The organism is Rhodopseudomonas sp. AAP120 (genome assembly GCF_001295845.1).
Classification (GTDB): Bacteria; Pseudomonadota; Alphaproteobacteria; order Rhizobiales; family Xanthobacteraceae; genus Rhodopseudomonas.
Genome location: NZ_LJIC01000099.1, coordinates 67,356 through 79,036, shown reverse-complemented (window position 1 = coordinate 79,036; position 11,681 = coordinate 67,356). Strand labels below are relative to the sequence as shown.

General features: G+C 65.3%; 15 protein-coding genes. 7 read left to right on the top strand and 8 right to left on the bottom strand.

Going from position 1 to position 11,681, the window contains the following annotated elements:
* Positions 1-140: 140 nt before the first annotated feature.
* The 3 genes from IP86_RS16505 to IP86_RS16495 all read left to right on the top strand — a co-directional run bounded on the left by IP86_RS16505 (position 141) and on the right by IP86_RS16495 (position 1,859).
* Entirely contained in the window at positions 141-797 is a 657-nt protein-coding gene (locus IP86_RS16505) for a collagen-like domain-containing protein (protein WP_054163620.1), read from the top strand.
* Positions 798-935: 138 nt separating this feature from the next.
* On the top strand, positions 936-1,550 hold the full coding sequence (locus IP86_RS16500) for an SOUL family heme-binding protein (RefSeq protein WP_197279847.1): 615 nt from the start codon (positions 936-938) through the stop codon (positions 1,548-1,550).
* Positions 1,551-1,613: 63 nt separating this feature from the next.
* Complete coding sequence (locus IP86_RS16495) at positions 1,614-1,859, top strand: DUF2188 domain-containing protein (protein ID WP_054163618.1); 246 nt, start codon at positions 1,614-1,616, stop codon at positions 1,857-1,859.
* 122 nt (positions 1,860-1,981) lie between these two features.
* Here IP86_RS16495 and IP86_RS16490 read toward each other — a convergent pair whose 3' ends face one another.
* The gene (locus tag IP86_RS16490) at positions 1,982-3,175 is read right to left on the bottom strand and encodes a DUF1501 domain-containing protein (protein ID WP_054163617.1); all 1,194 of its coding nucleotides are present in this window, start codon (positions 3,173-3,175) and stop codon (positions 1,982-1,984) included.
* Complete coding sequence (locus IP86_RS16485) at positions 3,162-4,748, bottom strand: DUF1800 domain-containing protein (RefSeq protein ID WP_245290651.1); 1,587 nt, start codon at positions 4,746-4,748, stop codon at positions 3,162-3,164. The genes IP86_RS16490 and IP86_RS16485 overlap by 14 nt, the downstream gene beginning before the upstream one ends.
* Before the next feature lie 132 nt (positions 4,749-4,880).
* On the opposite strand from IP86_RS16485, the gene IP86_RS16480 reads away from it, so the two are divergent.
* Positions 4,881-5,261 carry a DoxX family protein gene (locus IP86_RS16480; protein WP_245290653.1) on the top strand — a complete coding sequence of 127 codons (381 nt, stop codon included), beginning with the start codon at positions 4,881-4,883 and terminating at the stop codon, positions 5,259-5,261.
* Positions 5,262-5,361: 100 nt separating this feature from the next.
* A complete protein-coding gene (locus IP86_RS16475) occupies positions 5,362-5,910 on the top strand; it encodes a hypothetical protein (RefSeq protein WP_245290650.1) in 549 nt (182 codons plus the stop codon).
* Between the two features lie 39 nt (positions 5,911-5,949).
* Here IP86_RS16475 and bfr read toward each other — a convergent pair whose 3' ends face one another.
* Both bfr and IP86_RS28125 read right to left on the bottom strand, forming a co-directional pair.
* Positions 5,950-6,432 (bottom strand): bacterioferritin, encoded by a 483-nt coding sequence (bfr, locus tag IP86_RS16470; RefSeq protein WP_054163614.1) that lies wholly within the window; start codon positions 6,430-6,432, stop codon positions 5,950-5,952.
* A 134-nt stretch (positions 6,433-6,566) separates the two neighbouring features.
* Positions 6,567-6,770 carry a (2Fe-2S)-binding protein gene (locus tag IP86_RS28125; protein WP_082364056.1) on the bottom strand — a complete coding sequence of 68 codons (204 nt, stop codon included), beginning with the start codon at positions 6,768-6,770 and terminating at the stop codon, positions 6,567-6,569.
* Between the two features lie 390 nt (positions 6,771-7,160).
* On the opposite strand from IP86_RS28125, the gene IP86_RS16465 reads away from it, so the two are divergent.
* Positions 7,161-7,484 carry a hypothetical protein gene (locus tag IP86_RS16465; protein ID WP_054163629.1) on the top strand — a complete coding sequence of 108 codons (324 nt, stop codon included), beginning with the start codon at positions 7,161-7,163 and terminating at the stop codon, positions 7,482-7,484.
* A 220-nt stretch (positions 7,485-7,704) separates the two neighbouring features.
* Positions 7,705-7,989 carry a hypothetical protein gene (locus tag IP86_RS16460; protein WP_054163613.1) on the top strand — a complete coding sequence of 95 codons (285 nt, stop codon included), beginning with the start codon at positions 7,705-7,707 and terminating at the stop codon, positions 7,987-7,989.
* Positions 7,990-8,096: 107 nt separating this feature from the next.
* Here IP86_RS16460 and IP86_RS16455 read toward each other — a convergent pair whose 3' ends face one another.
* The 4 genes from IP86_RS16455 to IP86_RS16440 form a co-directional block, all read right to left on the bottom strand.
* Positions 8,097-9,293, bottom strand: a complete 1,197-nt coding sequence (locus IP86_RS16455) for a lytic murein transglycosylase (RefSeq protein ID WP_245290652.1) — start codon at positions 9,291-9,293, stop codon at positions 8,097-8,099.
* A gap of 41 nt (positions 9,294-9,334) precedes the next feature.
* A complete protein-coding gene (locus IP86_RS16450; RefSeq protein ID WP_054163612.1) occupies positions 9,335-9,922 on the bottom strand; it encodes a TIGR00645 family protein in 588 nt (195 codons plus the stop codon).
* Between the two features lie 118 nt (positions 9,923-10,040).
* Positions 10,041-10,811: a trans-aconitate 2-methyltransferase gene (gene tam / locus IP86_RS16445; protein WP_054163611.1), complete on the bottom strand. Its 771-nt coding sequence runs from the start codon at positions 10,809-10,811 to the stop codon at positions 10,041-10,043.
* A 99-nt stretch (positions 10,812-10,910) separates the two neighbouring features.
* Complete coding sequence (locus tag IP86_RS16440) at positions 10,911-11,666, bottom strand: hypothetical protein (protein ID WP_156332531.1); 756 nt, start codon at positions 11,664-11,666, stop codon at positions 10,911-10,913.
* Positions 11,667-11,681 lie beyond the last annotated feature (15 nt).

Sequence of the window (11,681 nt, the reverse complement as noted above, 5' to 3'; positions counted from 1 at the left end):
GGGAGCCGGTGCGGATCGGCGGCTGGGCGTTTCGCGGCCTGCTCAACCTGCCGGTCGCCTGGGAAAACGCGGCGCCGAATTGAAGCCGTCACGTCGTCTCTGCTAAGGGAGAGGCGTGTTGGAATCGTTTGGGGGTACGCGTGGCCGAAGCTGAATCCACCCGTAGCGGACGTCCGGGACCGCAAGGGCCGCGTGGCCGTCCGGGTGAACCGGGGCGTCCGGGACCGCAGGGACATCCGGGGCGTCCGGGGCCTGAAGGCCCGCGCGGCAAGCCCGGCCCGGTCGGCAAACCCGGCCCGCAAGGCAAAGCCGGCCCGCAGGGCAAACCCGGCGCGGACGGCAAGCCGGGGCCGCAAGGCCCGCAAGGCAAGCCGGGCCCCGACGGCAAGGCTGGTCCGGTCGGGCCCGATGGCAAGGCCGGTCCGCAGGGGCCGCGTGGCGAGCAAGGCCCGCGCGGTGAGCAGGGCCCGCGTGGCGAAGCTGGCCCGCGCGGCGAGCCCGGCCCCGCCGGCGCGCTGCCCTCGATCGAGCAGGTGATGCCATGGCTGCACCTGATCTTCGACGCCTATGAGGACTACAAGGCGAAGCGCGAGCAGGAAGCGCGCGAGCGGGCCGAGCGAGAGGCCGCCGAAGCGCGCGAAGCCGCAGAACGCGAGTCCGCTGAACGTGAGGCGGCAGAACGCGAGGCGGCGGTGCTCGATCAGGACGAATCCGCTCAGGATCAAGACCTCGAGGACGACGACAAGGACCGCGACGGCAAGAAGCACAAGAAAAAGCGGCACAAACACAAGGACTGACCCCGAGCGGATCGGCTCGCGCGCCGATCCTCCCGGCGCCGGGCCGTTTCAACGAGGCAGGCAGACTCCGTAGACAGCCTTGCGATAGACGATCGCACCACTAGCTGTGTCGAGGCAGGCTAGGATGCGGAGAGGCTGATGTCGGCGATCTGGTACTACACCGTGCTGATCTTCGAGTCGGTGCTCGGCGTGTTCGGGCTGCGGCTCTACGAGGAGCCGGCCTACACGGTGCTGGATCGCCCCACCGAGGCCATCGAGATCCGCCGCTACGCGCCGCGGCTCGCCGCCGAGGTCACGCTCGATCGCGAGAGTGGCGCCGATGGCCGGGCCTTCACCCTGCTGTTCAACTACATCGCCGGTGCCAACCGTGGCGCGCAGCGCATCGCGATGACCGCCCCGGTGGATGTCGCACGCCCCGAGACAATCGCCATGACCGCACCGGTCGAGACCGAGCGCAAGGACGGCGCGATCCGGATGCGTTTTTTCCTTCCAGCACAGTTCACCGGCGACACAGCTCCCGTCCCCGCCGACTCGCGCGTCAAGATCGTCACCGTGCCGGAGCAAACCATCGCCACGCTGCGCTTCACTTGGACAGGCCGGGATCTGCCCGCGCGACAGCAGCAACTTGTCGCGGTCCTTGCCGCCACCAATTGGCAGCCGAGCGGCGAGCCGTTCGGGCTGTTCTACGATGCCCCGTTCACCATCCCCTTCCTCCGCCGCAACGAGGCTGCGGTGCTGGTCGCACCGCGGTGAACCGCGGAACAGCGCCGGCGCGCAGACGTTGACCAATGCAATCCGTCAACACGCGAGGCATAGATGAGCGACGTCACTTACAAGATCGTCGAACACGATGGCGGCTGGGCCTATCAGGTCGACGGCAGCTTTTCCGAAACCTTCCCGACCCACGAAGCGGCGCTGGCCGCGGCCAAGCGCGCCGCCGCCGAGCAGCGCGCGCCCGGCTCGACCGAAGCCATCCAATACGAAGACCCTAGCGGCCGCTGGCACGAAGAAACCGCGCGTGGAGATGATCGTCCGGACACGACGGTGGTCGATAAGGACTGAAGGCACACCAAGCTATTAGTCAGTCGGTCGATGGCGAGCAACGTCGAACGGATCAAGTGATGGACAAGGCGCCCTCAACTCGTCATGGCCGGGCTTGAGGGTGGCTCGAAGCGCAGTTGTCGCTACACCAGCCCGAGGTCGACAGGTTTTGTCCCGGCAAACACGCGCCCGACGGCTGCAGCATCCAGTCCATACATCCGCTGCAGCAGGCCCGCGAACAGCGCGCGATAGTCGGTGAGCACGGGGTAGTCGCGGTTCTGGAACAGCTTCGGCTGCTCGACCTTGACCTGTTCGCCGACGATGCGTCCGCCGTTCAATCCGCCGCCGAGCACCCAATAGACGCTGCCATGGCCGTGATCGGTGCCGTGGTCGCCGTTCTCGCGGAAGGTGCGGCCGAATTCGGAAATCACCACGACGACCGTATCGCGCCACGCGGTCGGCCCGATCTCCTCGCAGAACCCGCTGAGGCCGCGGCCAAGCTCACCGAGCCGATCGGCCAGATAACCGGTCGCGGCGCCTTGGTTGACGTGCGTATCCCAGCCGCCGACATCGACGAAGCCGAGATTGAACTGCTCGCGCATCAACCGGCCGATCCGGCGCGCCGATAGTTCAAAACCACGCGGCGACACCGCGCCGCGATTGGCCGCCGTCATCTCGTCGGAGATCGATTTCACGACCTCGTCGCGCACGCGGAAGCCTTCGGACACGGCCGACGCCAGCTTGGTCCTGGCGTACATCTCCTTGATCAGCTGCGCCTGGCGATCGTCGACGCCGGGCTTGCCGACATTGTTGAGCGCGATATTCGGAATCTCCGCCTTGCCGCGGAAGATCAGCGGCAATTGATCGGTGAAGGCGATCGGCCGCACGCGGGTCAGTTCGGCCGCGAGCCGGCTCATGAAGCCGGAGCGATAATCGCGCGCGCCGCCGGTCGACTGCCCCAGTTCGATGGTGTCCTGCGTTTCGAAATGACTACGGGTGACGTCGTCGCTGGTGCCGGCGAACGGCACGAAGGCGATCTCCCGCTTCGCCCACAGCGGCGCGAGGCTGTCGCGCAGCGCCGGATGCAGCCCCCAATCGGCATCGAGCGCCACCGCGGCGTTTGGATTGCCGACGTCGGGCCGCGCGATCGCCAGCGCCGGCCGGGATTCGTAGTAGAACGAGGACGACACCGGCACGACGACGTTGGCCGCGTCATAGGCGCCGCGCAGAAACACGACGAGCAGCTTGGCGTCGGTTGCTGGCGCGGCCCAGACTCGGCCGGCGACAGTCATTGGTGCGAGCGCAGCGAAAGCCTTGAGCAGATCACGACGGTTCATGGGGAGCCTCCGCATGCAGCCGGTACATGAATTCGGGCGACGACAGATACAGCGTGTTCCAGTCCTGCGGCGAGATCGCCTTGTCGAGCGCGGTCCGCGTCGTCGAACTCAGCGTCTGGCGCAGTCCATTGAAGTAGAGCGCGTTCTGCACCAGCGGGAATGCCGGACGATCCTTCGCGTCGGGGCCCTCGGGCTTGAACAAGCCGGCCGATCCCGAGCCGATCTGCCGCGCGATTTCGAAGCGCAGCATCATCTGGCCCGGACCGCTCCAGGATTCGCTGGTGAGCGCGTAGCCGTCGGGCGTCTGCCGATTGTACAGCCCCTCGCCGAGCCGATTGAGCCAGTTCTGGATCGGCGCGGTGTTGGCGATCACCTTGTCGTCGTAGGCGAGCCGCACCGCCGAATAGACGTAGTTCACCGGGTCCTTGAAGCGATCGCCCGATTTCAGCGCGGCGTCGAACTCCGGCGACTGCACCATCGCGGTCACCACCGCTGAAATGTCACCGTCGGACGCCGCGAACGCCTTGGCCATTTTCGCAACCAGTGCGGGCGGCGGGTTGTCGGAGACGAAGTACACGGCGATCTTGCGCGAGATGAACTGCGCGGTTGCGGGATTGTGCACGATCAGGTCGAGCGCCTGCTCGACTTCGGCGTAACCGCTGCCCGGGATGACGTGGCCGAGGAACGTCTTCTCGCTCATGTCGTGGCGCGCCGGATTGAACTCGAACGCGCCGTCGCGCACCAGCAGCGGTCGCAGCTCCGGCTTCAGCTTCGGGTCTTCCGGCTTCAGGTCGATGCCGACGCCGGTGAGAATCTTGGCGAGCGCCTCGACGTCGGCCTGCGTGTAGCCGCTGCCGACCCCCATGGTGTGCAGCTCCATGATTTCGCGCGCGTAGTTCTCGTTAATGTGGCCAACCGCGTTGCCGGCATTGTCGAGATAACGCAGCATCGCCGGGTGCCGCAGCGTCGCGCGCAGCAGGTCGCCGAATTTGCCGAGCGCGTGCGGGCGGATCGCGCGATCCTCGTAGTCGCCGACCAACAGCCGCAGATCGGCTTTGTACTGATGCACGTTGAAATGATTCATCCAGAACCAGCTCATCCGCTCGCGGAGCTGGTCCGGCGCATACAGCGCCCGCAGGATCGAACGCGCCGCCGCCTGCTTGCCGCGATCGTTCATCGCCTGCTGCTGCGCCTGCTTGGCCGCCTTGCGCTGCTCCTCGTCAGGGATCTGGTTGGCCTCCTTGGCCTGCTCCTGCAGCGCCAGCAGGATGGCGGGCGTCACGCCGTGCGCGTCCGGCATCCCGTCGATTTGCGCGGTCACCGGCGCGGGTAGCACGGTCTCGGCGGCGGGATGAAGCTGCTGCTGCAGCCAGGCCGCGACGCCGATCCGATGGACCTGATCGGCCGTCGACGCGTTCACGCCCCAACTGAGGCGATCGATCAGCGCGAGATCGTGCGTTGATAGCTCGGCCGCTTGTGATGTGGCGCTGCCGCACGTAGTGATCAGGACGACGGCAGCTGCGGCGGCGAGCTTCGAGTTGCGCGTCTGGAACATCGGCGTCTTGAACATCATGGCGTCGCCGTTCATCATCGGACGAAGACCGGGGCAAACTGACGCAGGATGATACGGCCCGAAACACTGAACGGCTGGTGAATGGAGGATGGCGCAGTCGTGGCGGAAACAGGGACGCTGCATCGCGTGATAATGCGCTGGATACTGGCAGCGTTCTTCGCCGCGGCGGGCGTCGCGCATCTTGCCGTGCCGGACAAGCTGCTGGCGATGACGCCCGGATGGGTGCCGTTCGCTCCCGAAGTTATTCTGCTCACAGGCTTGTTCGAACTCGCAGCGGCCTTGGCGCTGCTGACCCGGCCGCTGCGCTGGTGGGCCGGCGTGGCGCTGGCGCTGTACTCGCTGTGCGTCTGGCCGGCCAACATCCATCACGCGCTCGGCGGCATCGACATTCCCGGGCTGCCGAGTAGCTGGTGGTACCACGGCCCGAGACTTGCTGCGCAGCCGCTCATCATCTGGGCTTCGCTGTACGCGGCCGAAGTCATCGACTGGCCGTTTCGCCGCAGGCCAGGCTGAGCAGACGTCATCGGCCGAACGGCTCTGCCACACGTCCGCACATGATAGGGTTGAAAGCACTCACGCCCGGGTTGCATAGTACAACCCGCTGGAGGCTGATGTGGCTGGCGTGTTGCGTAAATCGGCTGTGGTGGGGGCAATCGCGCTGGCGGGGTGCGTGACCCACAGTTCGGTGCGCTCCGGAAGCTGGCTGATCGACCAGAGCCCAGACCGGATCACCGGCACTCCGGTGGGAGGCGCCTACACGATGGCCTGGGGCGCCACCAACTCGGCGAATCCTTCGCTCTACATGGCGAGCCTGCAGCTCACCTGTTTCGAGAGCCGGCCGATCGCCAAGATCGCATTTCAGATCAAGATCGGCTCGGACCGCAACACCAGCTTCGGCTATCGCTTCGACGACAAGCCCGGCCATGACGCCGTGGAGTCGCGTGTGCTGCTGGGATCGAAGGTCTTGGTGATCGAGGACACTGCGGCGCTGCAGCAGTTCATCGACGAACTCCGCGGATCCGGGAAGCTGTTCGTCCGGATCCGCTCCCTGAATGCGGGTACCACTGCGGTGGAGCTCCACGTCGACGGCTCGGAGCCAGCCATCGAGGCGGCCTATGCGGCCTGCCCCTTGCCGCCGGCCCAAGCGCGCCGGTCGGCCTGAGCGGCGCGCGTCCGTTAGGAAGCACGCCGCCCCGTTCGATCAGTCGTGATCGAGTTCGCCGATGTGGTGCTGCTGATACAGTTCCACGCCGATACGGTTGACGAGGTCGATCTGGGTCTCGAGGAAATCGATGTGATGTTCCTCGTCCTTCATGAGCTGCTCGAACAGATCACGGGACACGTAATCCTTGACGCTGTGGCAGTAGGTCGCCGCTTCCTGGTAAAGCGTCCGCGCATCGATCTCCGCCTGCAGATCGGAGTTCAGCACTTCTTTGACATTCTGGCCGATCCGCAGCGGATCGAGCACCTGCATGTTCGGGAACCCGTCGAGGAAGATGATGCGGTCGGTCAGCTTGTCGGCGTGAACCATTTCCTCGATCGATTCCTTGCGCCAGGTCTTGGCGAGGTCCTTCAGCCCCCAATTGTCCAGCAGCCGGTAATGCAACCAATACTGGCTGATCGCCGTCAGCTCGCTGCGCAAACCGCGGTTGAGATATTCGATGACCTTCGCGTCGCCCTTCATGACTTCTCCTGTCGCCGACGAACGGCCGCGGCACTGTGCCGAACCGCTCGTCCAGTTTAGAATTGGAATAGTTCTAGATCAGAAGTCGCACCGATCGCAATCCCCGCGGACTGCGAGGCTTGCGTTCGGAGGGCTCAGGAAACGCGGGCGGGAGCGTGGCCGGCCGCGCAGCCGGCGTCGGTCATGATCTTCCGGATCGTATGCATGCAGCGTCCGCACTTGCGGCTGCAGCCAAGGCAACGATGAACCTCGCCAGCGCTGCTCGCGTTCCCGCCCTCGGGATGGAGCGCGCTACGGACGTCGTGGTCGGACAGGACGTTGCAGGAACAGACAATCATGGAAGTACGAAGGTCCCGATGATGGCGGTGCGAGCTTTTGGATAGTGAACAGATGGGGCGGAAGCAAAAGGAAAACCGCTGTTTTGAAGCTATTCCAAACTCGCTGGTCGATCTTGATCTCGCGCAAGCGGGCTCCGCCGAGCTTCCTGGAATCGTTCCAAACGACCTGTTAGTTCGCGCGTCCAGCCGAGCTACGCGGCGCGGCGGCAGCGGCAATCAGCGACGCCGGGCCCATCCTTCGTGGTGCTTCAGACTTCCCCGCTGCGGCGCAAACATGGCATCTCACGGGCGGCCCCATTCATAGATCGTTCAAGAGAAAGGTGGATGCTCGCCCCCGCAATAGTGTCGCAGCCGTGTGTGGAACCGGGCGGCAAGCAAGAGGGTGAATCCATGAGGAAAGCAGTGATGGGGTTGGTGGCAGCCACCGCCCTGGGCGTTGCGGCGATCGGCGCACCGGCGCCGGCGCAAGCACATGACGGCTTCGGCGTCGGCCTCGCCGCCGGGCTCCTCGGAGGCGCGATCGTCGGCGGCGCATTCGCTGGCCCGCATTATTACGGCTACGGACCGTCCTATTACTATGCGCCTGCTCCCGTGTACGTGCCCCGCCCGGCCTATGTGGTGGACCCGGGCGACTACGGCGACTGTTACTGGCAGCGCCAGCGATTCTGGGACGGCTATGGCTGGCGAATCCGCCGCGTGCGAGTCTGCGGCTGAGATTGAACCTCCGGCTGCTCCGGACGACCAATATCCGCACCTGAGTTTCTTGAGACCGCGGTGAATCGTTCGGATAGCCCGAAAAAGACCGTTTTTTGGAGCGAGTGATCCGGACCTGAATCTGCGACGATTGACGGCATTGCGCTTTTTTGATGCTGTGCAGTCGGGTGGGCGACTTCTGTCAACGCGCGCCGGTCGGGGCGCCACTTCGGAGAGACAAATGAAGAAGACTGTTTCGATGCTTGTTGCGGTCGCGACCCTCGCCGGTTCGCTGGTCGCGGCCGTGCCGGCCGCTCACGCCGATGGCGGCCGGATCGCGGCTGGCGTCGCTGGCGGCCTGATCGGTGGCGCTCTGCTGGGTGGCGCGATCGCCGCCAGCCGCCCGGCCTATGCGGCCCCTGCCCCGGTCTATGTCGAAGAGCCGGCCTGCCGCATCGTCCGCCAGCGCTTCTGGGACGATTATCGCGGCATCTGGCGTTCGCGCCCGGTCGAGGTTTGCGATTGATCTGAGCCGGCGATTCGCCACTCCCCTGATTTCAAGCCCGGCCGAGCGATCGGCCGGGCTTTTGCTTTGAGCCGAGGGCGTCCGTCCGGTCGCGCAAGCGAAGGAAGTCAGCGGGCCGCTTCGATCGAGCGCAGGACACTTTCGCTCGGCCAGCAATCCAATTTCAGCCGTGCCGACTTCTGGTAGGCGCCTAGCGCCGCGCGCGTCAGCATCCCGGCCTTGCCGTCGACCTTGTCGTGATAGAAGCCGAGCCGGGTCAAACCGCGCTGCATTGCCTCAACGTCCGCGGTCCGCAACTGCTTGGTCGCCGCCCACGGCGTCGCGAACGGCTGCGGATTGGTGATCCGATCGGCGAGATGGCCGACGAACAGCACGTAGAGGTCCGAGAAATTGTATTCCTTGATGACGAAGTAGTTCTTCGTGGTCAGGAATGCGGGGCCGTAAATCCCTTCCGGCTGCAGTAGCGACGCCGGTTCGGCCAATTCCGTTGCGCCGAGCCGTTCGCCGCGGGCCGGAGCAAAGCCTTCGCGCAGCCACTGCCCGATCGGTTTGGTCACCTCGGGCCGGCCCAGCGTGCAATCCGCATTGGCCGGCGCACGAACCTCATAGGCCCAGCGCACGCCCGGCTTCCAGCCCTTGTTGACGAGCTGCTGCGCCGCCGAGGCCAGCGCGTCCGGCACCGAATTCCAGATGTCGATCTTGCCGTCACCGTCGAAGTCGACGCCGTGCTTGTAGTATTCGGACGGCAAGAATTGTGTCAGACCGGTGGCGCCGGCCCAGGACGAGCGCATGCCCTGGCGGGTCACGGCACCCTCGCTGATGATCTTCATCGCCAGGATGAACTCGGTCCGATACTGGTCCTTGCGGCGGCCCACATAGGCCTGCGTCGCCATCACCCGAATGGCGTCGTAAGGCAGCCGGTAGCGGCCATAATCGGTCTCGCGGCCCCAGATCGCCAGCACCACGGTCGCCGGCACGCCGAAGCGCTGCTCGATCGCCCGCAAGGTCGGCCCGTATTGCGCCAACAGCTTGCGGCCGTGCCCGGCCAGCGCCTCGATCCGGGCTTCCTTCAGATAGTCCGCCGGCACCTGGACGAATTCGGCTTGCGACGGCGCACCGGTCTTTGGCCGGCCCGGGAGCAGCAGATCGGGCAGCTTGTAGTCCGGCTCGAGCCCGGCCGTCACCGCGTCGAAGGTGGCGCGGGAGACGCCGGCCTGCTGCGCTTCCGGCCACAGCGACGCAACGAAGCGCGCGAATCCCTCGTCGGCCGCCAGTGCTGTAGCGGGCGTCAGCACCGCCGCCAGCGCGAGGCCGGCGGCAGCGACGAAGGTGGCGACCCGCAGCGTCAGTGCTCGGAGTGAGCCTTGGCCTCTTCGATCGCGAGGTTGGAGATCCGGTCCACCCAGGCGATGCCGATCGCCGACAGGATGAAGACGGTGTGGATGATGGTCTGCCACATCACCCCGGTTTCGGTGTAGCCAGCGCGGCCGGGCGAGCCGAGGCTGCCTGCTTCGATGAAGGTGCGCAGCAGATGGATCGACGAGATGCCGATGATCGCCATCGCCAGCTTGATCTTCAGCACGCTGGCATTGACGTGGCTGAGCCATTCCGGCTCGTCCGGATGCCCGCGCAGGTTGAGCCGCGACACGAACGTCTCGTAGCCGCCGACAATCACCATCACCAGCAGGTTCGAGATCATCACCACGTCGATCAGTCCCAGCACCGCCAGCATGATCTGCTGCTCGCTGAAATCGAACGAGTGCTGAAACAGGTGCCACAATTCCTTGAGAAATAGGACGACGTAGATGCCCTGGGCGACGATCAGTCCGACATACAGCGGCAATTGCAGCCAGCGTGAACCGAAAATCAGCATGGGAATCGGGCGCAGCGCCGAGCCTTTCGGCGGCAGCGGCGTCTCGGGCGTCATCGACATTGGGAGTAGCTCCAAGCGGGGGAAAATGGCGACCACTCAAGTGGGAACTCCGTGCGATTCTGTCGAGACGACGAGGAGCGGCGATTAACCGCATCCGCCGCCGCGAACCCTGCGGAAACTACTTGATGGCGACGATGAAGATACGCGGAAACCGCAACAGGACTTTGCCGTCCGCCTGTGGCGGATAAGCGGCGGCGATCCGCGCCGTATAGGCGGCGAGATAGGCCTTGCGTTCCGGCAGATCGAGCGGGTCGACGAACGGCCGCAAGCCAGTGCCCTTGACCCATTCGACGACAGCTGCTGCGTCATCGAGAACGTGATTGTAGATCGTGTGCCAGATCTCCAGTCGGCTGCACAACGGGCGCAACGCGTCGTAATACACGCCCGGCTTCGGCAGCGAATCGCGCAGCTCGGCCGCTTTCGAGAGCTGGTGCCGCCACGGCTCCTGAAACGCCACCTCGCGCATCATGATGTGCGACGGCTCGTCGAGATTGTCGGGCATCTGCACGGCGAGAACGCCGCCCGGCTCGAGCCCCGAGACCAGCCGCTTCAGGTGCTTCAGATGATCGGGGACCCACTGAAACACCGCATTGGCGAACAGCACGTCGGTGCCCGGCGGCGGCGCCCAATGCGCAACGTTGGCCTCGATGAACTTGTGCTGCGGCAGCCGCTCGCGCGCCTGGCGCAGCATGTCGGCCGAGGTATCGACACCGATCACCGCCGCCTCCGGCCAGCGCTCGACCAGCAGCTGGGTGGAGTTGCCGGGGCCGCAGCCGATGTCAGCGACCCTGCGCGGCGCGACGACTGGAACCTGCGCCAGCAGCTCACGCGCCGGCCGGGTGCGCTCATCCTCGAATTTCAGATACTGCTCGGCACTCCAGTCGGCCATCCATCCACCTTTACGCCCCCGAGTCGGCCTGGAAAGCTATTGATCTGGCGGGATTTTGCAATATCCCCGCCACGACCCAGGGATAGGCTTGCCGCATCGTTATTCGAGCGTGCCAGGTCGGCGGGCCACCGGGGAAGTGACAGTCGCGGGCCCCGCCCCAGCGGACGCCCGGCATGAGACGATCGTCCACAACACCGCTGATCCAAACAAGGCGGCGCACAGCATCGGACTGATCTCGGTGAAGCGGCCGCTGGCCAGCACGAGGGGGACGAAAGCTGGATGTGGTGCATCCTCGCTGGAAAGCGTCTCCTCGACGACGTGCAACCAATACGCCATCGCGAATATGAACGCATACCCGCCGAGGATCACCACATTGATGATCAGCATGGCGACCCCGAGCCAGCGCTGCGACGCCAGCCAGACGTTCGGCTTCGGCTGAGCGAAGATCATCGTCGCGGCGAGACCGAGCCCGGTGAGCAAGTAAACCGGCACCCCGGCATCGGGCCAGCCGATCGACAGGCCGAACACGCCCGCCGAATTGACGGCGAGGAAGTACGGTAGATCCAAGAGGACCAGCACCGGCACAAACAGACTGAAGCCCGCCGGTACGCAGAGCGCGCGTAGCCGCAGCCAGCACGGCCGAACCAGCAGGAGCACGAAAAGAAGATAGATATAGGCCCCGGCGATCGTTCCGGTCGTCACCCTGACGGCGTCAGCCAGCGTGACCTTGGTATCGCCAAAAAAGCGATCAAGTCCATAGATCACCAAGGGAACGCCGAACATCAGGATCAGAAACAGCAGCACACGCCAAACGAGGCGCCAACCGAATTTCCGACCTGATAGTTCGGAGGCCATCGACGCCCTCCGCCG